Source organism: Treponema rectale (assembly GCF_014202035.1).
GTDB lineage: Bacteria > Spirochaetota > Spirochaetia > Treponematales > Treponemataceae > Treponema_D > Treponema_D rectale.
On sequence record NZ_JACHFR010000001.1, the window covers coordinates 468,416 to 491,881 of the forward strand.

Consider the following 23,466-nt stretch of genomic DNA (forward strand, 5'->3'; position numbering starts at 1 on the left):
TGCAATGAAGGGAATTGAATATACAGGGCTTACTAAAGTTGACGGACCTATCATCGCCGTAAAGCGCAGTGAAAACTCAAGCTACGACGAAGTTGTCTATGTCCGTGATAAGAACGGAGAAAAACGTACAGGCCGTATCATTGATTTAAATGAAACGGCTGCCATTGTTCAGATTTTTGGCAGCACGACCGGCCTTGATCTTGAAAATACTACCGTTGAATTTCTTGAGCAGCCTCTCGAACTTACTGTAGGCAGAGGACTGCTGGGAAGAATTTTTAACGGACTTGGAGAACCGATAGACGGATACCCGCCTGTAATCAGTGATAAAAAAGTAAATGTCAACGGAAATCCTATAAATCCTTACGCCCGTGTATATCCGAGGGACTTTATTCAGACAGGAATTTCTTCTATTGATGGTATGAATACTCTTATCCGCGGACAGAAACTTCCTATATTTTCCGGTAACGGACTTCCTCATAATAAACTTGCAGCTCAGATTATACGTCAGGCAAAGCTTTTGAATAATGATGAAGAATTCGTAATGGTCTTTGCAGGTATGGGTATTAAATATGATGTTGCACAGTTTTTTAAGCATACTTTCGAAGAATCAGGTGTACTTTCAAAGGTTGTAATGTTTCAGTCTCTTGCAGATGCTCCTTCAATTGAACGAATTATTACTCCCCGCTGCGCCCTTACTGCAGCAGAATACCTTGCCTATGAATGCAACATGCATGTTCTGGTAGTAATGACTGATATGACCAACTACTGTGAAGCCCTTCGTGAAATTTCTACTACAAGGGGAGAAGTTCCGGGACGTAAGGGATATCCTGGATATCTTTATTCCAATCTTGCGGAATTATATGAGAGGGCCGGTAAAATTCAGGGCTCGTCAGGTTCAATTACACAGATTCCGATTCTTACAATGCCAAATGATGATATCTCACATCCGATTCCTGATCTTACAGGATATATTACGGAAGGACAGATTGTTCTTGACAGGGAAATGTCTGCAAAAGGCATGTATCCGCCGGTTTCCGGGCTTCCATCCTTAAGCCGCCTTATGAAAGACGGTATCGGTGAAGGCATGACCAGGGAAGACCATGCGGCTGTTTCAAGCCAGCTGTTTGCTTCGTACAGTAAGGTAAAATCCATCCGCAATCTTGCTTCGATTATCGGAGAAGAAGAACTGAGTGAACTGGACCGGCTTTATCTGAAATTCGGAAATGAACTCGAGGCAAAATTTTTTACTCAGGGTGAATATGAAGATCGTTCCATTGACCAGACTCTGGATTTGGGATGGAAACTGCTTTCAATTCTTCCCCGTGAGGAACTGTACCGCATTAAGGATGAGCTTATTGATAAATATCTTCCTTCTGAAACGGAAGGGGAGGCTCTGTAAATTTTATGGCTAAACTTAATGTCGCACCTACAAAGTCTAATCTTCTTGTAATAAAGGAGCAGCTTGCCATAAGTACGGAAGGATATGATCTTCTTGAACAGAAGCGCGAAATCCTTGTAATGGAACTTATGAAAGTTGTGGAGAGGGTCAGACTTTTAGAGGCTGATATTGATAAATGCATTGCTAAGGCATATCCCTCATTAAAAAACATGCTCATGAATGTTGGCGGAGAAAAAGCCGAGCGTATTGCAAAAAGCGTAAGCTATGATTTTCATATAGACAGTAAGCCTGTTGTTATAGGCGGAATGAATTTTACTACTCTGGATGTTGTTCTTCCTGAACGAAAACTTTTTTCATCCATAATCGGATCATATCCTGACAGTGACCAGGTTATGGAAGATTTTTTTAAATTGCTTTCTCTTTTGACTCAGCTGGCTTCTGTACGAACGATAGCCTGGCGTCTTGCGATGGAAGTAAAGAAAACCCAGAGGCGCGTAAATGCTCTTGATAAAATGGTAATTCCTCAGAATACGGAAACAGTAAAATATATAGAAAGTGTACTTGAAGAACGGGAGCGTGAAAATGTTTTTGTTCTCAAGGCCTTAAAAAACCGTCAGGATTTTGAATAATGAAAAAGCTTTTAGAAAAAGTTCTTGTTGCCTGTAACGGCTCTGATTCATCATTAAGGGCTGTAAAGTACGGGATAATTCTTTCCAGACAAACACAGGTTCAGGTGAAGGTTGTTTATATTGTTGACAGTGCTTCAATAAAGCAGCTTACATTATCCAGGTTTATGGATCCGGATGAAGCCAGAAAAATTTCACAGAGGCTTGAAGAGGATGGCAAAAATATTCTTGAGCATATAAAGCTTCTTGCAAAATCAAAAAAAGTTAATATTGAAACTGAACTTAGGGACGGGGCTGTATGGTCTCAGGTAATTTCTGCTGCTGATGAATGGGATGCAGATCTTATTCTTTTGGGAGGAACTTCAGAAGGAAACAACATGAGGGCATTGAACAGGGCTTCCGTTACAAAGCAGGACAGTGAAATAATCGGAAGTGCCCATTCCAGTGTCATGGTTGTCCGGGAACCCCACATCGATCAGTTATTTAAAATTTTATAAGAAGGAAAAAACAAATAATTATGAGAGATATAACAAGATTTTATAAATTTTCAAGAATTTATCAGTCCTCAGGTGTATAATTTAGTTATGAGAATATTACTTGTAGAAGATGAGGTCCGCCTCTCACAGGCGCTGGTTGAGATTTTTCAGAAGAATCGTTATGGAATTGACGCTGTTTATAATGGTGCCGATGGACTTAAGTATGCAAGATCAGGAATTTATGATGCAATCATTCTGGATATGATGCTTCCTGAAATTGATGGAATTACAATTTTAAAGACACTCCGTGAAGAAAAAAATCAGGTTCCGGTTCTTTTCCTTACAGCAAAGGATGATATTGATACAAAGGTAAGGGGACTGGATTGCGGAGCCGATGATTACGTTACAAAGCCTTTCAGTACGGAAGAACTTCTTGCAAGGGTACGTGCCCTTACACGCCGCAAGGGAGAAGTTATAGATTCCAGTCTTACTGTTGGTGATCTTGTCCTTAATAAAAGAAAATGCGAGCTTCAGAAAAAAGACGGAGAGTCGATTAAGCTTTCCCTTAAGGAGTTTCAGATTGTAGATCTTCTGTTTGAAAATCCCGGACAGATTATCAATAAGGAAAGAATTATTGAAAAAATCTGGGGCGGTGATTCTGATGCAGAATACAATAATGTTGAAGTTTATATTTCCTTTATTCGCAAAAAGATGGAACACCTTCAGGTTTCTACAGTTATTCGTACAGCCAGGGGCATAGGATATTCGCTGGAAGCTAAAAAGTGAAAAATTCTTGCCATGACCCTATATTCAGAAAGGTACACTTCAATCTCTTTATGACGGCGGGAGTTGCCGTCAGTCTGTTGTTCGCAGCTTTTTTTCTGCTGTTTAATATCTACATAATTGGAAATAATTATGCAGATACGGACGATTATTTTGAGGCTGTTTCACCTGAGAATTTTTTTCCAAAGTATCTGGATAATCCTCCCTATCAGAAAGATATAAGGGAAAATTTTGTTCCTGGTAACGGAGAACGAAGACGGCTGGACAAATTTGACAGTAAGGACTTCTCTGATGAGGAACCTTTGGAAGAAATGTCTGATACGGGGCCACGGCGCAGACCTCCTTTAAGGGAGGCCCGTCCTGTAGAATACAAAGATCATTTTGTTGCTCATGTAAATCAGGATGGAGATATTGTAGTTAATTTTCATAAATTTTCTGATGATCAGACTTTTTCTGATGAATATGTACAGGCCCTTGTAAAAAGGATGATGAAAGAAGGGCGCATTCAGAATTATAATTTTGAGGGATTTGCCTACAGATTTACCCCTCACGGAAACGGTTTTTCTGTCGTAATTATTGACAGAAGAAACGAAGTTTTTAATGAACACCATTATGCAGTTATTTCCATAATCATTTTTATCATGGCGTCAGTTTCAGGTTTTTTACTTGCATGGAAATTTACCTGGGACGCTCTTTCCACGGCAGAAGAATCTTACAGCAGTCAGAAACGCTTTATTGCTGATGCAAGCCATGAATTAAAGACCCCTATCAGTGTTATTGGTGCAAATATTGATGTTCTTGAACAGGAAATTCCGGATAACAAATGGCTCGGTTATATAAAAACTGAAAATACAAGAATGAGTCAGCTTGTAAAGGATCTTCTGTATCTTGCAAAAAATGATGCAGGTCAGATTGAATACACGAAAATGCCTTTTGATCTTGTAAATGCCTGTGCCTGCTCGGTTCTTGCATTTGAAAGCATTGCCTTTGAACAGAATAAACGGCTTGAACTTGATAGTCCAAATGAAAAAATATTCATTACCGGGGATGAATCAAAAATCAGGCAGGTAATAATCATTCTTACGGATAATGCCCTTAAAAACTCAGAAAAGAATGCTCTTGTAAAAGTGAGTTGTTATATAGAAGGAAATTATGCCTGTGTAAGGGTATGGAATTCCGGACATGGAATTGCTGCTGCTGACATTCCGAAGATATTTGACAGGTTTTTCAGAAGTGATGTGTCCCGCTCAAGAGTTACCGGCGGTTCAGGCCTTGGACTTCCTATTGCATTGAGTATAGCTAAAACTCATGGAGGAACGATTACGGTAGAAAGCAAGGTAAATGAATATGCCGTATTCATTCTGAAACTTCCACTCGAAAAGAACAGCTGATTTTTTTCTCATTTGTAAAGCATTGCTCTCAATATACTTGTATAATTTGATTCATTACTGCTATATTCTAATAGACCTAATTATCGAGAGGTGAAATGATGATAGAAAGAAACAAAGGTTTTGCAAATCTTGCAGCCGGTTATCTTTTTCCGGAAGTTGCAAAAAGAAGACGTGAATATCAGGCAAAGCATCCTGATGCAAAAATAATCAGCCTTGGAATAGGAAATACAACGGAGCCTCTTACTCCTCATATTGCAAAGGCTATGGCGGATTATGCAAAATCTTTGGGAACTGCAAAAGGTTATTCCGGTTATGGAGATGAGCAGGGAAATGCTGAACTCCGTGCAAAGATTGCAGAAGTTCTTTATCCAAAAATGGCAAAAGCTGATGAAGTGTTTATTTCTGATGGCGCAAAATGTGATATTGCCCGTATTCAGACTTTATTCGGCCGCAATGTAAAGATTTCAGTTCAGGATCCTGCATATCCTGTTTATGTTGATGGAAGTGTTGTTGTCGGTGCAGCCGGTGCTTCATCAAAAAAAGGATATAAAGGCGTAACTTATCTTCCATGTACTGCAGAAAACAAATTCTTCCCGGAACTTGAAAAAATTCCTGCAGATTCAATTATCTATTTCTGTTCTCCTAATAATCCGACAGGTGCCTGTGCTACAAAGGCTCAGTTAAAGAAACTTGTTGATTACGCAAATAAAAATGGCTGCATTATTATTTTTGATGCTGCATACTATGCTTTTATCCGTGATGACAAGCTTCCGCGTACAATTTACGAAATTCCGGGTGCCCGCAAGTGTGCCATTGAAATAAATTCTTTTTCAAAACTTGCAGGATTTACCGGAGTACGTCTGGGATGGTCTGTCGTGCCTTCTGATGTAAAATTTGCAGATGGAACGCCTGTAAAACAGGACTGGAACCGCGTAATGACAACTCTGTTTAACGGAGCAAGTAATATTGCCCAGGCTGGCGGACTTGCTGCTCTTGATAAGGAAGGACAGAAAGAAACAAAGGCTCTTGTTGATTATTACCTTGAAAATGCAAGGCTTATGGAAGCAGCCCTTACAGGAGAAAACTTTAAGAAAGCAGGCGTAAAAGTTTATTATACCGGAGATTCTCCATATCTTTGGGTTAATTTTCCAGGATGGAAGAGCTGGGACATATTTGACAAAATTCTTGATGAATGTAATGTAGTTACAACTCCTGGATCAGGATTCGGACCTGCAGGTGAAAGCTATCTGCGTTTCTCAAGCTTCGGTCATAGAAAAGACGTTCAGGAAGCCTGCAAGCGTCTTTCAAAGCTTGTACTCTAGTTCAGGCTTCCCTAAATAACTGCCGTTGATTTTAGAATCTTGTCTTAAATCCAAGACTGAAGTCAACGGCAGATTTCCAGTCATCCTTAAAGTCAAGAATGCTGGCGGCTAAACTGGCATTCATTGTTCCGCCAAGTACAGGCATGCTTACATACGGCGTAACATATATTTCATAATTCCAGTCCAGAACAACCTTAGGATCATCTTTAAGTGCCTCAAAGTCACTGTCAGTCAGTATAAGTGTTGAGTGAATTCCGAAAGTGAAGTTTGTGTTTCCTAAATATAAGTGATCTGTAACTACGTTGGCGTTTAATCCTAATAAATTAGTGATGTTTTCATCTTTGTCAGTTGCCCTCTTAAGGTACATCATATGTTCTGCGCTTTCTCTTGGAATGTTGAAGGCTGCAATGTTAAGCTGGAAGAGTCTGAGGGTAAGGCGTGGTTCTATGAGGAAGTATAAGTCTGCAAAGGTGATTTTGTGGGAAGTTTCATTATCCGATGAAAGTACGAATTTATTGAATCCTCCCTGCATGAAAAATGAAGTAGTGTAGCGGTTGCCCAAAAGAAAGTTCATACCTGCATGAAGCTGGATTTCCCTTACAAGAAGGAATACTTTGTTACCGTTTTCATCAGTATTTTCTACAGGGAATCCAAGACCGGCAGAAAAATCTACTGTCAGGTTTGAAAAAAGCTTTGCAAGGCGGAGGTCAAGGTTCATGACGTTTTTGGTCTCATCTTCCTCAGTCTGTTTGTTCATGTAAAAATAAAGTCCGAAGGCACCGCTTGATTCAGGATGATAGACATAGGAAATTCCTGAGCCGTAGAAAGGGTATACTGAAGCTCCGCTTAAACTGTGCCAGCTGGCTGTAAGTTTTGAAGTTATAGGCTGAATACCGAATTGTCTCTGAAGGAAAATATCAGAGCCTATAGGTTCGAAATTTCCGAGAAAGGCGGAAAAGTAATGGGAACTTGCTGTGGTGCTCATTTTATATGTGGCAGAAAGTTCTTCGATTCTGAAGACTGCATTGTTCTGTGTTGTTTCTTCAAAAAGATCGTTTTGTAAAAGATCTTCGCTGGAGATGTAGAATTCTCCCCTTGCAAGGAATTTTCCGCTGAAGTCAAGCTGTCCGGAAAAGAATGCTTCAATGTCTATGTCCGGGTCATAGCTGTCAGCATCCTTTTTACCCGTCATATTGCCTAGAAGTCCTGCATAGCCGTTAAAAAAAGGCATGTCCAGGGCAAAAGCGGCAGTGGTCATAAATGCTGCCATTAATATAGAAAGAAGTCTTTTCACGATGTCCTCCGGAAAAACTGTTTGATTGTATTTTACCCTTTGTATATCGGTTTTTTTAAGGCTGCACTTTATATGGTTTTACCTTTTTTACTCCGGGAAAAAATTTGCTTTTAACTTGACTTTGTTAAATAACGGATTAAAATATATTGTATGAGTGATTATCTTGACAGTAATAATGAAGAACTTCTCAAGGATTTTTTCGCTGAAGCTGAGCAGCAGGTGGAGACTCTGGAGAGCAATATACTTGTTATCGAGAACGATCCGTCTAATCACGACGCTATAGATGAAATTTTCCGTGCAGCGCATACATTAAAAGGTGGATCTGCTACAGTAGAGATGACGGAACTTGCAGAATTCTGTCATGATGTTGAAGATTTGCTTGATGCGGTGCGAAGTGATCTTGTAGAGGTTAACGAACCGATAGTAGACGTACTCCTTTCAGGTATTGATACCATTAAGGCTATGCTTGAAGCAAGAAGCAATGGTACTGTATATCAGGAAGATGTATCTCCTATTGTTGAAAAAATAAAATCATTTATTCCTGAAAAGGGTGGTAAAAAGAAAGAAAAGGCTCCTGTTCAGCTTCCGGCTGGAATGCTTGGTGCAAAACCGGCTCCTGCTCCTGCTGCAGCTCCGGCACCTGCTGCCGGTAACGGTATGCCTGCTTTACCTGCTCTTTCTGACAGTGATTACAATGAGCTTAAGGGTGCCCTTGAGGAAGGACAGCAGCTTTGGGCAGTAAACGTTACTTTTGATGAATCAAATCCTATGAATTCTGTAGGTGGTATTCAGGTTTTTGCAGCCCTTAAAAACTGTGGTTCAGTTCTTAAAACTGTTCCTGAGTTTGAAGCTCTTTATGAAGATGAATTCCATTTTCAGGTTGTATATTATCTGGCTTCGGCTTCTGAAGCTTCGGCTATCGAAGACGCAGCTTTTCTTGATGACGTAACGATAGGTGTTGATGCTTCTCTTGTTAAGGGTGGAGCAGCTTCATCTCTTCAGGCTGCGGAAGTTCAGGCACCTGCACCTGCTGCAGCTCCGGAACCGGTTGTTGAACCTGTAAAACAGGCTGCGGAAGTTCAGGCTCCTGCACCTGCTGCAGAAAAAGAAGAAGCTGCGTCAGAATCTGTTCCTGCTACTACAGCAAATGTTCAGCAGGCAAAGAAATCTGTTGCTCCGGCACATTCAGCAGTTCAGACTGGCTCCATACTTCGTGTAGATTCAAAGCGTGTTGATAACCTTATGAATCTTGTCAGTGAGACTGTTATTACTAAGGCTGCCTTTAACCAGAATGGACTTCAGATGGCTGACCTTCAGGTAAAACTTGCCAGCCTTAATTCTCAGTTTAAGGAAAAACAGAGACAGCTTCTTGATGCAATTCCAAAAATTGTTGAAGAAGTGCAGGGGGGTGCTTCCGTTAAGGATGTCCGCCAGAAATTCTCTGATGAATACGGTTCAATGGCATCATGGTTTGATTCCTTTGAAACTGAATTTAAGACTTCTTCTACAAAATATCGTGCAACTACGCAGAATCTTGGACGTATTTCCAGTGAACTTCAGGAAGGCGTAATGAAGATCCGCATGGTTCCTATTGGAACTATCTTCAACCGCTTCCCTCGTGTTGTACGTGACCTTTGCCGTGATTTAGGCCGTAAAGTAAACCTTATCATTGAAGGTGAAGATACGGAACTTGATAAGACTGTAGTTGATGATCTTCTTGATCCGATTATGCACTGTATCAGAAACTCAGTTGATCATGGTGTTGAACCTCCTGAAGTTCGTGTTGCAGCCGGTAAGGATGAGACAGGTACTGTAATTCTTCGTGCAGCTAACGAAGGAAATATGATTGTCATTGATGTTATTGATGACGGTGAAGGTATTAACGTAGAAAAGGTTAAGGAAAAGGCAATCAAGAAGGGACTTATCAGTCCTAATAAGGTTCTTACTAACCAGGATGCCTATAATCTTATATTCCTTCCTGGATTCTCTACAAGCGATAAAATCAGTAACGTTTCCGGACGTGGTGTTGGTCTTGATGTCGTTAAGACTATGGTAGAAAAACTTAAGGGTACGATTACTGTAACTTCAGAAAAGGATAAGGGTACGAAGTTCTCCATCAGGCTTCCGCTTACTCTTGCAATCATTCAGGGTCTGCTTGTACGTGTTGGAAAAGAAGTTTATTCAATTCCAATTACAAACGTTATTGAAAGCCAGCGGGTAAAACTTGATACAATAAATACTATCGATAATTATGAAGTACTTAATGTCAGAAATGAAGTTATTTCTATTCTCAGACTTAACCGCCTTTTCGGCATAAAGAACTCTCATAACGGCGAATATTGCTTCATCGTAATTGTTGGTTCTCAGGAAAAGAAAATCGGCGTTATGGTTGATGCTCTTATTGGTGAAGAAGATGTTGTTATTAAACCGCTTCATGATCAGTTTACTTCTTCTCCTGGAATTGCGGGTGCTTCAGTTTTAGGTGACGGTTCGGTTTCCCTTATTATTGATGTCAGCCAGCTTTTGGATTTGGGTGTTAAGCAGGAACTTAATGCACAACAGATTCGTGAAGAAGCCATTAAGAATTCTAACTGAGGTAAAGTATGGGAACTATACAGGATAAACTTAGCGTATTAGCCAGTACAACCGAAAGTGCAGAAAGCGGCCTCACAAACGAACAGCTCGATGAAGAAAAAAAGAAGGTTGCTGTCGTTGACTATAAGATGGTTACTTTCTCTCTTTGCGGAAAGGACTATGCAATCGACATTATGAAGGTTAAGGAAATTGCCAAGGCAGGTCGTTTTACTTATGTGCCTAACACTTTGCCTTTTGTACTTGGCGTTTATAACCTTCGCGGTGATATTATTCCGATTATTGACCTCAGGCTTTTCTTTAACATTGAAATTCCTGAGCGTGATGATAATGCACTTGAAAACATGCTTATCGTTACGGTTGGTGAACAGACTTTTGGTGTCGTAGTAGATGCAATTGATAAGGTTGTCGGTATTCAGAAAAGTACCATTCAGCCGCCTCATCCTCTTTTTGGAGATATAAACATTAAGTATATCTACGGTGTTGTTGAGGCAGAACGTCATCTTTACATTCTTCTTGACATTGACAAGATTTTTGGAGTCAGGACACCGGAAGAAGAGCGCGAAATGGCAGAAACAGCTACTGCGCAGATGAAAAAGCGTCAGGCAGCAGCTATTGCTATACAGCAGCAGAGAACGGCTTCTCCTGAAGGAGTGCCTGCACAGGCAGTTCCAGAAAAGAAAGAAGTTGATCTGAATTTCATTGCTGATTCATTGAAGAACTTTAAAAAGTTTTACCTTACAGACGTTAACAGAGACTGGGTAAAAAAGCGTTATGCAGAATGGGAAAAGACAAGAGGTGAGGATAAGACTCAGCTTCAGTCTGATTCTGATGCAGAACTCTTTTTGAAGCCTTTCTATTCAAGATGCAACGAAACCTGGTGGACGGAAGATTTTGCTGAGAGTGTTGCAAAGGCACTTCCTGAAAACAGTGCAAAAAATATTGTCGTATGGAATCCTGGATGCGGTAAAGGTTATGAAAGCTATTCTCTTGCCTGTCTTTTAAAAAAGCGTTATCCTAATGCTAAGATAAAAGTTTACGGACATGATGTAGACCTTCTTAGTGTTTCTAATGCACCTTTGATGAATCTTACTGATCAGGCCAGTGCAGACTGGTACCAGCCATATACTACAAAAACTGTGAGTGGTGATTTTACATTCAGTAAGGAAATCAAGGATTCGGTTATGTTTGAATATCATGATTGTGTTCATACTAATAACCTTCCGCCGATTGACATCATTTTTGCAAGGGACGTACTTTCGTTCCTGTCAGAAGACTCTCAGAAAACAGTTTTAACTGATTTTAACGAGAAAATGAAAGGAAATGGTGTTATAATAGTAGGTGATAATGAAAATATTGCTATCCCGGGCTGGAATAAAAAGCAGTCAGGTAGTGTTGCAGTATATTCAAAATAAATAAAATAAAATAGGAATACACTTAGGGGGATATTTAATGAGAGTAGAGTACATTAACCCATTTGTAGAGACTTCATACAAAATATTGAAAGAAGTTTTGGGTGGTGCTGACGTAAAAAGAGGTGATTTATACCTTAAATCTACTGCCATGCCTGTAATGGGTGTTGCTGCATTAGTCGGACTTGCTGGAGACGTTGAAGGTCGTGTTCTTTTTGACATGACTTTTGAGACTGCAATTAATATTGCTTCTCAGATGAACGGTGAAAAGCTTGCTGAATTTGATGATCTTGCAAAGGCAACCATCAGTGAACTTGCAAACTTGATTACAGCCCAGGCAGTAACGAAGTTGCACGAACTTGGATTTAAATTTGACCTGACCCCACCGGCATTGTTTGCAGGTGAAAAAATGGAAATAGCAGCTTTAAGCGGTACGAATCAGAGTGTAGAAGCTCTTATCGTTCCTCTTATTACTGAATTTGGTAAAATTGAAGTCAACGTCGCTATTCGCGAACGCGCATAAGGAGTACAAAGTATGAAAACTAGAGAGGATTTCCCGTCAATCAATGAACGTCCGCCTGAGGGAGTTAAACTTGATGGTACCAAATTCCGTGTACTTGTTGTCGATGATTCTATGTTCGTTGCAAAACAGTTGACCCAGATTCTTACCAGTGATGGTTATGAAATTGTTGCAACTGCACAGGATGGAAAGGACGGAGTTGACAAGTATAAGGAACTGTGCCCGAATGTTGACCTCGTAACGATGGATATTACTATGCCTCGTATGGACGGTATTACAGCCCTTGAGCAGATTATGGCATTTGATAAGAATGCTCGTGTTGTAATGGTTAGTGCTCTTGGTAAGGAAGAACTTGTTAAGAAGTCTCTTCTCAGCGGTGCAAAAAACTATATCGTTAAGCCATTGGATCGTAAAAAGGTTCTTGAACGTATTGCAGCAGCATTGAAATAGACGCTGCCTTATAAATGGTTTTATAATCCCCCTGACACTGGATTTCTGTCTGGTTTCAGGGGGACTTTTTTTTAGAAAGAAATTATTTCGTGATAAACCGTAATTGCAAACTGGTCTGTCATTCCGGATATGTATTCAATTACGCATTTTTCATAACTTTCATCATTGTTAATGTCAAAAACTTCTTTCGTACAGAAACGCATTATGCTCTTTTTTTCTGGATCGTAGTTTGAATATTTTGTGAGCCAGTCAATGAAAGTCTTTTTCAGATTAGGAGCATATTTAAAACACTGTTCCATTTTTCTGTTCTGTGCATAAACCTGAGTTTTCATCAGGGTGCGGTATATGCAGCCGAGAATATCCTGGGCGTAATGCTGAAATTCAATAAGCCGCCAGTTGTTGTAAATATTTGCATAGCTGAAGCGTTTCAGTTCTGTGATGAATTTGAAGTAGGGCTGACTGAAACAGATTCCGCTTTGAGGATCTGAATTCTGGGTTAAATCAACAATCATGTCGTTTATGAGGACGGTTGTATTTACGGCACGGCCTGATCTGTGGACTCCTGAAGTTGTATGTACTGAGTTTTTTTTATCCGGACCAAAACCTAATGTTGATGCGACAATTTCCCTCAGCTGACGGTAGCTTGCCATGTCAAGAAGGTGATAGGCTCTTGCGTCTTCTATATCCCTTCCTAAAAATGCAATTTTATCGCTGATTTTTACTATGCAGCCTTCCCATGTAAAAGGAGCTGTCATTCCAGGACGACGTATGTCATAAAGATCCATAGCCTGGTCTCTTGGTTTTAATCCCTGCTGGTCGATTTCTCCGCAGTGACAGATAAGGCCGTCCCTTACGGCATATGTAAGGTCAAGATTCTTTTCTGTTCCTTCCGGATCCTGAAGTGTTTCTATGAAATCAGCAAAAAAAAGACTGTTTCTTTCATGCCAGAACTTTTTAGGAGAATTCTGTCCATCGGATTTAAAACTTATAAGTGAATTCAATATGTCTTCACCTGTATGTCCGAAAGGGGCGTGTCCTATATCATGACCGATGGCTATAGACTGAGTAAGTTCTGCATTCAGTCCCAGATGTTTGGCAATTGTCGTACTGACGGAGGCAACATGCATTACGTGTTCCATTCGCGTGCATACGTGATCATTTTGAGGAGCAAAAAAAACCTGGGTTTTATGTTTTAACCGCCTGAAAGCAAGGCAGTGCAGGAGTCTTGTATAGTCCCTTTCAAATTCACTTCGTATTCCATTTCCCCGCGAATAGAGGGAGTTTTCACGCTTTATGCAATCCTTCCATTTAGGATTGTTTTCGTCTGTCCGTACTTGAATAAAAGAATCGTTCATGGTTTTATTTTAACTGCTGGAAAGAAAAATGGAAAGTGACGCTAAATTAAATTTGACTGCAGAATTAAAAAAAACTCTCAGAAAGAAATCAAAAGCTGCTGTGGCACAGTTGACTGAAAAAGAAAAATCAGAAAAAAGTACAGCTGCCTGCAGTTTTTTTTTAGAGAGCAGTCTTTATAAATCATCAGATGTAATTCTTTCTTACGCAGCCCTTAAATCAGAAATATCAACAGATCTGATAAATGCTGCCTGCAGTGAAAGTTTAAGAAAAATTGCTTTTCCGAGAGTTCATGAAAACAGTACCAGCATGGATTTTTACTTTTGGGATTCCCGCCTTAAAGAAGAGGCATTTGTAAGAGGAAGTTTCGGAATAATGGAACCGGAAGAAAATGAGCATTTTATTCTGGCTGGTGATTCATTTTCTGCTCAGACGAATGTAACGATGATTGTGCCTGGTCTTGCCTTTGATAAATCCGGCGGCAGGCTTGGAAAGGGAAAAGGTTTTTATGACAGGTATATTGCCCGGCTTTGCAAAATGCTTGAGGTTTCTTCTTCATCATTGTTTCTTCTTGGCATGTGTTTTGACTGCCAGGTGTGCAATTGTATTCCTTCAGAAGAACACGATGTAAAGATGAACGGCATTCTTACAGAATCAGGCATTGTTATTTTTTAGTATCTGCAGAAAAAACTTTTACTGCTTCTTCTTCGTTAAAATACTTATCAAGAATTTCCGTAAAGTCAGCAGCCGTTGCCTTTTCTATTGTGGTGTAGCTTTCCAGGTATCTGTAAGGATTGCCTGAAATCAGCCCTTTATGCAGGAGTTCAGCTGTTCCTTTCTGCGTACTGCATTTTTTCAGGGCTGTTACGGCCCACTGGGATTTTAGCAGCAGCAAGGTTTTATCAGATGTGTTTGCGTCAGTAAGGGAGGCTTTAAGTTCCCTAAGTGATTCGGTAAAAGCTTTTGTCAGCGTTGAAGTTCTGTCGAGTTTTAATACCGTTATTATTCCGGTTTTCAGTTCTGATGTAGAAAACTGCACGTCTGTCTGTGATCCGGTTTTTTTTGACATACGCAGGGAAATGTCTGTAAGCAGTGCATTAAAAATATCTTCTTCCATAGACGGTTCCGGTCCTTTAAGAACTATAAGTCCCGGATCTGTAAAAATTTTTGTAGGAACAAGAACCGGCACGTCTTTTGGCGCATCAGCTGATGTCTTGTCTGTGGTATAGTTATGTGAAAGCTGGATTTTGAAGCTTTTCTTCTTCAGGTCAGGTTTGGGAATAGAGTTTTCTTTTATCGTACTCTGTTCCTTTAAAAGACCGAAAGTCCGCTCAAGCAGGATTTCACATTCTTCTGCAGTTGTATCTCCTGATATTACTATTGAATATAATGATGCATCCAGCAGTTTTGTATAATTAAGGGCAATGGAATCATAAGTTGTGTTTTTTAATGCTTCTGATTTCAGGTCAAAGATTTTTTCATAGTCAGTTTTTCTGTATGCCTGATACAAAAAAGAAGATTTAAGCTGAAAATCAAGATACTGTTTTTTCATTGACCACTGGTAGTTCTGCTCGCTTACAAGGTGGTCTGCAGTAAGGGGTTGTATTTCTGCCCATATAAGTGAAGAAATAAAACTGTCAAGAACTTCATTCAGATCCTGCGGCAGGAATTCTATCTGGATGAATGATGAGGTTTCTTCCGTCCATGCTGAGATTTCTGGCGATGAGATTATCTGTCCCTGCATTCTTTTTTCATTCAAACTGCGGCTTATATTTATTGAAAGTGCATTTATAAGAACTGTCCGCAGCTGGTGTTCGTTTTGGGGAGATGCCGCTTCTCCTCCCTGTATTGCAACCGACAGTATGGCAGAAGAAGTTCCTTCAGTCTGTTTTACGGCACATCTGATTCCATTTAAAAGGGAAAAATTTTTTATTTCGGAATAATTCTTAAAGTAAAATATGTCGCCTGGAGAAAAATCTTCAGAACCTGTAATTGCGGCAAGAGTCTGCTCTACAGGTGTCAGCCGGGATTTTTTCTGTTCAAGGGCTTTTGCTTTTAAGAGTTCCTGATCGTACCAGAAGCCGGAGTTTTTTTCCATTCGTTCATATCCTGCTTCAGTAAAATCTTTTTCAAAACTGTCCCACAGAGAATCATTTATAATCAGAAATACATAAGGTTCTGCACTTAATATTTTTTTTGTGATTTCCCTTTCATTTTTTGTATAGACGGAGTGTGAGAATTCTGAAAACCGGGAACGAAAAGTCTGTGCCGTAACTTCGCTGTCCAGGGCCCAGAAATCTGCCAGCAGTTCCATTGCTTTAATTGAATTTCCTGCAGTTTCAAGGTATCTTCCGTTGACTGCATCCTGTGCATTGATGAACAGACTCCGGTCCATCAGGGCTGCATGTTTTACTTTCTCTGTAAAAAGTTCGGCCTGTTTTACCGGATTATTTTCTGTACTTTTTTCAAGAAGACTCTGTATTATAAGTCTGGAAGAGGAATTTTTTCTTGCAGATGAAGAAGATATGTAGGCTTCACTTCTTATGGCCAGGAGTTCTTCCTTTAACAGTTCTTTTTTTAGTGGTGATGGAACTGCATTGAAGGCTGCGCTTAAGATATCGCATTCCGGAGCATCCAGGTTAGTGTACTGAACTACAATTTGAGAAAGTTCCGGAGAAAAGTCTTTTGAAGTAATTGCAAATTTTCTCTGTGACTGAAGGGGAAGTTTTTCCGTGGAGTTTAAGTTTTTTACGGAACCTGTATTTTTCCAGTTAAAGAAGTTTTTCTGGCAGAGTTCATAAACTTTGTCTGCATCAATGTTTCCGGTTATGAAAAGGGCGCAGTTGTCCGGTACATAAAATTCTTTCTGTATGTTTTTAAGGATTGTACGGACTTCGCCTTTCGTGTATCCCATAAAAAGAGCAGGGTAAATACCGCTTTCCTGTTTCCACGGCTGTTCGGCAAATACTTTTGAGTCAATTGAAGTATTTATGAAACCGCTTAAGCTTTCCGCATATTCATTTATCTGTTCCCGGAATAAAGAAAGAGTCTGGTTTAACTGGGCATCAGTGAAGTATGGAGAAGACAGGCAGAGGCTCAGTGTGTTCAGGTACGAGTCAAGGCTTGCTTCCGGAACGTCGGCCGTGTATGTAGTACTGTCTGCATTGCAGAGGGACTCAACCTGAATGTAATCAAGAGGACTGTTTTCTTCAGAGGCGGCTGTTTTTGTAAATAACTGGGCATAAAGCGAAAAGAATCCCGTATTGCTTAAGTCCTGGCTGGAATATCCTGCCCTGCATATTAATTCAGTGTGAATCAGGGGAATGGAACTGTCCGTACGTACAAATACCGTAAGTCCGTTGGAAAGGGTAAGTATGCTTACGTCTTCTGAACTGCCTTCCGGCCTGAATTTTTCCTGAGTAAATGCTGCCGCCGTAATAAAAGCAAGTATGAAAAAAAATAGAAACCTCTGTCTTGTCATGTAATCAATAATACCTTCTTTATTAATCTGTTGAAAGTCTGATTAAAGGATATACTTTTATATTTTCATGTATTGGTCTATAATTCTATAACTATGTTGAAAGTAAATGTTTTGTCGGAAAATTTTAAGAATTCACAGCCGCCTGAAGAACTTCTGGTAAATAAAAGACATCTTACTCCAAGCGAGATTTATGTTCTTATCCAGAACAGGAATATTTCTTCAGATTCAGACTGGCAGAATGTTTACGTTTGTGATGGAGAAGGTGAGTTTAATCCTTCTCAGATTGTACAGAGTGAATTTTCAGGATGGGTAATTCTTGGAAAGATAAGAAAGGCCAGCCTTAAGTTTCATGATCTTGAACTTATGACGGGAATTTATTTTTCTCATCTTGAGAACTGTGTTACAGGTGATGACTGTGTCATAAAAAACGCAAGCTTTGTCAGCAATTATCATATCGGTAACAGGGTCATGCTTTTTAATATTCAGGAAATGAGCTGCACCTGTCATTCAAAATTCGGGGAAGGGCTTTTAAAAGAGGGAGAAGCAGAAAAGAACAGAATCTGGATTGGTGTGGGAAATGAAAACGACCGCAGGGCCGTCCTTGCCTTTAACCAGATGATTCCTGCAGATGCTTATTTCTGGAGCCGTTACCGGGATGATCCTGAGCTTATGAAAAAATTCATTGAGCTTACGGAGTATAACAAGGATAAGGCAAATAATACTTACGGTATTATAGAAGATGACTGCGTAATAAAAAACTGTACCTTGCTTAAGGATGTAAAAATCGGAAGCTGCGCATACATAAAGGGGGCGTTCAAACTTAAGAACATTACCGTACTTTCATCGGAAGATGAGCCAAGCCAGATTGGTGAAGGTGTAGAAATGGTAAACGGAATAATGGGATATGGCAGCCATGTTTTCTATCAGGCCATAGCGGTACGCTTTGTAATCGGAAGAAACTGTCATTTAAAATATGGTGCCCGTCTTTTAAACTCTGTTTTAGGAGATAATTCCGTAGTTTCCTGCTGTGAGCTTCTTAATAATCTCATATATCCTTTTCATGAGCAGCATCATAATTCTTCCTTCCTCATTGCATCAACTGTAATGGGACAGAGTAATATTGCCAGTGCTGCAACTATAGGTTCAAATCATAATTCCCGAAGTCCTGACGGAGAGATGATTGCCGGAAGAGGTTTCTGGCCGGGATTATGTTCTGATTTTAAATATGACAGCCGCTTTGCTTCTTTTGTTCTTGTTGCAAAGGGAAGCTATGAATATGAACTTAATATTACTTATCCGTTTTCGCTTGTGGCTGAGGATAAAAAAGATAAGGCTGTACACATTATTCCTGCTTACTGGTTCCTTTATAATATGTTTGCCATTGTCAGAAACAAGTATAAGTTTAAGGCAAGGGACCGCCGCGTAATTAAGGTTCAGCATATAGAAACAAATCCTCTTGCACCTGATACCGTACAGGAAATCGTAACTGCTCTTGAACGTCTTGTGGAACTTACCGGACGTTACCTGAAAAGTCCTGAAGAGAATTTTCAGAAAATGACCCTGGATAAGGGGGAAGGAAGTGTTTTAAGCGATTTCAGAAAAAAGGCGCTCAGTGTTTCTGATGATCAGATAAATCAGGTGGCAAAAGATTTTCTTCACCAGTGCAGGAATACGGAATTCATTTTAAGTGATGACCGCTGTCAGAAAAGATATGGAGCACTTATTTTTAAGGCAGCCCGTGCATATAAAGAATACCGCCGGGTCATGAAGTATTTTATTGCAGAAACATTCATGCAGTGGACTGAATCCCAGAATAAAGAAACTCTTGATTATGAGGATCTGGATGTAATTGCAAGCATTCCGCTGTACAGAAACTGGGTGAATGCAGGCGGTCAGATAATACCGGAAGAAAAAGTTAATGAACTGTTTTTCAAGATTAAGACAGGTGCTTTGAAGGATTGGGATGAAGTTCACGGTTTTTATGACGACTGTCAGAAGAACTATCCTGCCTATAAGGCCAGATACTGTCTTTATCTTCTTGAATGCCTCTATGAAAAATCCTTCAGGGAATTTACTCCTGAACTGTATACGGATTTCATGCAGGATGTTGCCTATGTTTCAATGAACATGTTTGAATCTTCCGTTGCTTCAAGGGAAAAAGACTATACTGATTTTTTCAGGTCGATTACTTTCAGAAACTATAAGGAAAAGGAAGCTGTGCTGGGGCCTTTGAGTGAAAACACCTTCCTGAAGGAACTCCGGGAATCAACTTCTGTTTTTGATTCAAATCTGGAAAAACTGTTCAGAAGACTTGCGGCAAAAGAATGATTATATGAAGAATAATTGCAACAGTAGTTTTTTTTCTTTATAATCAGAAAAGTTTATTTTTATTCAGGATTATATCATGTCATTAGAGAAAATGAGAAACATCGGCATTATGGCTCATATTGATGCCGGTAAAACAACAACAACAGAACGAATTCTTTATTATTCAGGAAAAATTCACAAAATCGGAGAAATCGATGACGGTGCTGCCACCATGGACTTTATGAAGCAGGAACAGGAGCGTGGTATTACAATCGGTTCTGCTGCCATTACGACAGAATGGAACGGTCACCAGATAAATATAATTGATACTCCGGGACACGTAGATTTTACTGCAGAAGTTGAGCGTTCCCTTCGCGTTCTTGACGGAGCTGTTGCCGTTATCTGTGCAGTAGGTCATGTTCAGCCTCAGACAGAAACTGTATGGAAGCAGGCTGATGAATTTAACGTACCGAGAATCTGTTTCGTAAATAAAATGGACCGTACCGGTGCTGATTTTTTTGGAGCAGTTGAAGACGTAAAAAAGAAATTCGGCTGTGAAACTGTTGCCATGCAGATTCCTCTCGGTCAGGGAAGTGATTTTGACGGTATAATTGATCTTCTTGAAATGAAAGAAATCCATTGGGATGCAGCAACGGAAGGTGAAAAATTTACCGTATCAGAAATTTCAGAAAATAACAGGGAACTTGCTTCTCAGTGGCGTGAAAAACTTATAGATACAGTTGCTTCCAATGATGATGAACTTGGAGAAATCTATCTTGAAGGCGGAGAAATTTCCAATGCACAGCTGAAGACTGCCGTAAGAAAAGCAACCATCAGCCGTACTCTTGTACCGTTCTTCTGTGGAACTGCACGGCGCAACCAGGGAATCCAGCCTCTTATGGATGCAATCATTGATTATCTTCCTTCCCCTGAAGAAATTCCTCCTGCAGAAGGTGTTCATGTAAAAAAGAATGCAGAAGAAAAAGTCAGCGTGCCTTGTGATGTTAATGCAAAGGCTCCTGTAGGACTTGTATTTAAGATTCAGTACGATCCTCAGATGGGAATGCTCTGCTATGTCCGCATGTATGCCGGAAAGATTTCTACAGGAACGATGATTTATAATGCAGGCAAAAAGAAGCGGGAAAGAGTTAACCGCATCCTCCGGGTAAATGCAAACCATATGGAACAGATGGACAGCGTAAGTGCCGGTGACATTGCTGTTTTTGTAGGTTTCAAACTGGCACAGACAGGAGATTCCATCGGCAGTGAAGGTTTCCCGGTTCTTCTTGAAAGCGTAAAATTTCCGGAACCTGTCATTTCTGTAGCCATTGAGCCGGAAACAATGAGTGACCGTGATAAGCTCATGGAAACTCTTGATGTTTTAAGTCATGAAGATCCGACCTTTACATTCAGGGATGATTCGGAAACCGGTCAGCTTGTCATAAGCGGTATGGGTGAACTTCACCTGGATGTTCTTGTTACAAGAATCCGTGATGATTTTAAGGTTCAGTGCCGCGTTGGTGCTCCTCAGGTTACATATCGCGAAAGCATCTCTTCTTCCTGTGATTATGCAGAAGATTACAGCCGTACTCTTGCCGGTAAGGATGTTACAGCTTCAATTAAAATTCATGTTGAACCTGCTGCAAACGGTGAAGGAAACTCTTATGTCTGCAATGTTAGGAAACAGGCAGATGTTCCTGATGAAATATATGATGCCGTTGAGCACAGTATTACAAGCTGTTTCGGCGGCGGAATAAAATACGGTTATCCTTGTGCAGATGTTAAAGTTTCTCTTGAAGACCTTAAGTATTCTCCAGAAACTTCTACGACCTTTGCTTTTGAAGCTGCGGCTGCTGAAGCTTTTGACAATGCCTGTAACCAGGCTCAGCCCCTCATGCTTGAACCGGTAATGGCTGTTGATATTGAATCACCTACAGAATTTGTAGGAGATGCAATGAGTGCCCTTACACAGCGTGGCGGAATCATTAACAGCATGGAAGATAAGGCTGATTCCAGTGTAATTCATGCTGAGGCTCCAATGGTAAAAATGTTCGGTTTTACGACTGCTCTCCGTTCTGTAACTCAGGGAAGGGCAAGTTTTGGAATGACATTTGCACATTTTCAGGCTAAGGCCTGATCTGTAACTGATCTTATTTTAATGAAAACGATACTTTGCTGTACGGCACTTGTAGAGACTTCGCCTCAGGCACTTCCTCTTGGAGCTGCCTGTATAGCAAGTTCGCTTTCTGCTTCTTCCGATATAAAAGCCAGTGCTTCAGTTAAGCTTGAAGCCTTTTCACTTGAAGACATAGGGGATTCTGTTCCAGAAACTGCGGCTGAGTTTATAGCTTCTTCCCTTCAAAAAAAATATAAGTCCATTGATTTTATACTTTTCAGCGTCTATGTCTGGAACAGACAGGTTCTTGAAGAATGTGCCGCTTTATTAAAAAAATCCTGCCCGTCTGCAGTAATTATCGCAGGGGGATGTGAAGTTACGGCTGATCCTCTGAGTTTTAAGAATTTTGATTTCTGTATAAGTGGTGAAGGTGAAGTGTCTTCTGTTTCTCTTATGAAAGAATTATTGAGACTTACTTCTTCTGAACTTTCTGAAAAAATAAAGGCCGGCTGTGATTTTGAAATACAGGGAGTTTATAATCTTAACCACTCTTATTCATCTGGAACATTGAGGTCTGTAATGCCTGATGTTTCCGTGCTGCCATCTCCCTATCTTGACGGTACTATAAATCTTTCTGAATACGGAGGCGCGCTCTGGGAACTGGCAAGGGGCTGTCCTTTCAAGTGTTCATACTGTTACGAAAGTAAGGGAGAAAAAAAGATACAGAGATTTTCCAGGGAACGTCTTGTAAAGGAACTGGAACTTTTTTCTAAAAGCGGTATTTCTCAGGTTTTTGTTTTAGATCCGACTTATAATGCAGATAAAAAAGCAGCTCTGGATATGCTGAAAGAGATAAGATTAAAAGCACCTGATATATTTTTTTATTTTGAAGCAAGGGCTGAGTTTATCGACAGGGAATTATCCCGTGCATTTTCAAAAGTAAACTGTGCCCTGCAGTTCGGTCTTCAAAGTTCAAACCCTGATGTCTTAAAAAAAGTAAACCGTACGTTAAACAAAGAGAAATTTACAAGGAACATAGGGTTTTTAAATCAGGATGGGGTAGTGTTCGGATTTGATTTGATATACGGTTTACCTGGAGATACCCTTTCCGGGTTTAAGAACAGCGTTGATTTTGCCCTGAAACTTTATCCTAATAATCTTGAGATGTTCTGTCTGAGTGTTCTTCCGGGAACAGATCTTTCGGATTCTGCAGAGTCACTGGGACTTGTCTGGCAGAAGGAAGCTCCTTATCATGTTATTAAGACTTCTGGTTTTTCTCAAAATGATATGAATGAAGCCGGTCTTTTTTCTTTTGCAGCTGATTTGTTTTATAACAAAGGGCGGGCAGTTCCATGGTTTATGTCTATGATTCAATACCTGCATATGAAGCCCTCTGTTTTTTTTGAAGAATTTGAGGCTTTTCTTAAACTTCAATATCCGGCTGCCATGGCAGAAAGAAACTGTTCAGCCTATTCTTTTGAAGATGTAAAGAAAATACAGAAAGAATTTATCAGTGATTTTTTCAGCAAAAGAAACTTCCTGAAGGCTGTTAAACTTGCCTTTGATCTTATTGAACTTAACGGTGCCTTCAGTATTCTTACGGCAGAAGGAAAGGAATCTTCCGTGAGTCTTTTTTATCACAGTGATGATCTTATGAGTGAAGCAGTATTGGACTGGAATTTCTTTATAAAGAATGCCCGGCCTTATAAGAATATCACCAGGGTATTTAAAACAAAAAACGGACCGGATTTTAAAATTGTAAAAAAATGATTGTCATCTTTAGATCCGATAAACTATTATTCAGATCATGCATAACACTCCCGTTATATATGCTCAAACAAGCAGCTCCCCCTTTTGGGAAGCTGCCTGAAAATCGTTGCGAGGCTGTCCAATAAGTATGAGTCATTGCCGCGCTAGACAGTTTGTCATTGCCGTGCTAGACAG

17 protein-coding genes are annotated in these 23,466 nt (G+C 40.1%); 14 read left to right on the forward strand and 3 right to left on the reverse strand.

Annotation, left to right across the window (positions count from 1 at the left end; translation table 11 throughout):
- Window positions 1-4: 4 nt before the first annotated feature.
- The 6 genes from HNP77_RS01980 (at window position 5) to HNP77_RS02005 (ending at window position 5,997) form a co-directional block, all read left to right on the forward strand.
- Window positions 5-1,399 carry a V-type ATP synthase subunit B gene (locus HNP77_RS01980; protein WP_184651484.1) on the forward strand — a complete coding sequence of 465 codons (1,395 nt, stop codon included), beginning with the start codon at window positions 5-7 and terminating at the stop codon, window positions 1,397-1,399.
- A gap of 5 nt (window positions 1,400-1,404) precedes the next feature.
- On the forward strand, window positions 1,405-2,028 hold the full coding sequence (locus tag HNP77_RS01985; RefSeq protein WP_184651485.1) for a V-type ATP synthase subunit D: 624 nt from the start codon (window positions 1,405-1,407) through the stop codon (window positions 2,026-2,028).
- A complete protein-coding gene (locus HNP77_RS01990) occupies window positions 2,028-2,522 on the forward strand; it encodes a universal stress protein (protein WP_221266506.1) in 495 nt (164 codons plus the stop codon). The genes HNP77_RS01985 and HNP77_RS01990 overlap by 1 nt, the downstream gene beginning before the upstream one ends.
- Before the next feature lie 87 nt (window positions 2,523-2,609).
- Window positions 2,610-3,287 carry a response regulator transcription factor gene (locus HNP77_RS01995; RefSeq protein WP_184651486.1) on the forward strand — a complete coding sequence of 226 codons (678 nt, stop codon included), beginning with the start codon at window positions 2,610-2,612 and terminating at the stop codon, window positions 3,285-3,287.
- A complete protein-coding gene (locus HNP77_RS12475) occupies window positions 3,284-4,675 on the forward strand; it encodes a sensor histidine kinase (RefSeq protein WP_184651487.1) in 1,392 nt (463 codons plus the stop codon). Before HNP77_RS01995 ends, HNP77_RS12475 begins: the two co-directional genes overlap by 4 nt.
- 98 nt (window positions 4,676-4,773) lie before the next feature.
- The gene (locus tag HNP77_RS02005) at window positions 4,774-5,997 is read left to right on the forward strand and encodes an LL-diaminopimelate aminotransferase (protein WP_184651982.1); all 1,224 of its coding nucleotides are present in this window, start codon (window positions 4,774-4,776) and stop codon (window positions 5,995-5,997) included.
- A gap of 31 nt (window positions 5,998-6,028) precedes the next feature.
- On the opposite strand, the gene HNP77_RS02010 is transcribed toward HNP77_RS02005, so the two are convergent.
- Window positions 6,029-7,291: a hypothetical protein gene (locus HNP77_RS02010; RefSeq protein ID WP_184651488.1), complete on the reverse strand. Its 1,263-nt coding sequence runs from the start codon at window positions 7,289-7,291 to the stop codon at window positions 6,029-6,031.
- Between the two features lie 150 nt (window positions 7,292-7,441).
- Here HNP77_RS02010 and HNP77_RS02015 point away from each other — a divergent pair, with 150 nt between their 5' ends.
- From HNP77_RS02015 to HNP77_RS02030, 4 genes are read left to right on the forward strand one after another with little or no spacing between them, the layout of a single operon-like run.
- Window positions 7,442-9,886, forward strand: coding sequence for a chemotaxis protein CheA (locus tag HNP77_RS02015; protein ID WP_184651489.1), 2,445 nt, complete (start codon window positions 7,442-7,444; stop codon window positions 9,884-9,886).
- A gap of 8 nt (window positions 9,887-9,894) precedes the next feature.
- Window positions 9,895-11,298: a CheR family methyltransferase gene (locus tag HNP77_RS02020; protein WP_184651490.1), complete on the forward strand. Its 1,404-nt coding sequence runs from the start codon at window positions 9,895-9,897 to the stop codon at window positions 11,296-11,298.
- A 37-nt stretch (window positions 11,299-11,335) separates the two neighbouring features.
- A complete protein-coding gene (locus HNP77_RS02025; RefSeq protein ID WP_184651491.1) occupies window positions 11,336-11,818 on the forward strand; it encodes a chemotaxis protein CheX in 483 nt (160 codons plus the stop codon).
- 12 nt (window positions 11,819-11,830) lie between these two features.
- Complete coding sequence (locus tag HNP77_RS02030; protein WP_184651492.1) at window positions 11,831-12,265, forward strand: response regulator; 435 nt, start codon at window positions 11,831-11,833, stop codon at window positions 12,263-12,265.
- A 71-nt stretch (window positions 12,266-12,336) separates the two neighbouring features.
- On the opposite strand, the gene HNP77_RS02035 is transcribed toward HNP77_RS02030, so the two are convergent.
- Entirely contained in the window at window positions 12,337-13,620 is a 1,284-nt protein-coding gene (locus HNP77_RS02035; RefSeq protein ID WP_184651493.1) for a deoxyguanosinetriphosphate triphosphohydrolase family protein, read from the reverse strand.
- 28 nt (window positions 13,621-13,648) lie between these two features.
- Between HNP77_RS02035 and HNP77_RS02040 the strand changes: the two genes are divergently transcribed.
- Window positions 13,649-14,293 (forward strand): 5-formyltetrahydrofolate cyclo-ligase, encoded by a 645-nt coding sequence (locus HNP77_RS02040; protein ID WP_184651494.1) that lies wholly within the window; start codon window positions 13,649-13,651, stop codon window positions 14,291-14,293.
- Here HNP77_RS02040 and HNP77_RS02045 read toward each other — a convergent pair.
- Window positions 14,283-17,099: a M16 family metallopeptidase gene (locus HNP77_RS02045; RefSeq protein WP_184651495.1), complete on the reverse strand. Its 2,817-nt coding sequence runs from the start codon at window positions 17,097-17,099 to the stop codon at window positions 14,283-14,285. The genes HNP77_RS02040 and HNP77_RS02045 overlap by 11 nt on opposite strands.
- A 93-nt stretch (window positions 17,100-17,192) precedes the next feature.
- Between HNP77_RS02045 and HNP77_RS02050 the strand changes: the two genes are divergently transcribed.
- The 3 genes from HNP77_RS02050 (at window position 17,193) to HNP77_RS02060 (ending at window position 23,292) form a co-directional block, all read left to right on the forward strand.
- Window positions 17,193-19,427, forward strand: coding sequence for a DUF4954 family protein (locus tag HNP77_RS02050; protein WP_184651496.1), 2,235 nt, complete (start codon window positions 17,193-17,195; stop codon window positions 19,425-19,427).
- A 76-nt stretch (window positions 19,428-19,503) separates the two neighbouring features.
- Entirely contained in the window at window positions 19,504-21,543 is a 2,040-nt protein-coding gene (fusA, locus tag HNP77_RS02055) for an elongation factor G (protein ID WP_184651497.1), read from the forward strand.
- A 21-nt stretch (window positions 21,544-21,564) separates the two neighbouring features.
- Window positions 21,565-23,292, forward strand: coding sequence for a B12-binding domain-containing radical SAM protein (locus HNP77_RS02060; protein ID WP_184651498.1), 1,728 nt, complete (start codon window positions 21,565-21,567; stop codon window positions 23,290-23,292).
- Window positions 23,293-23,466: the final 174 nt, after the last annotated feature.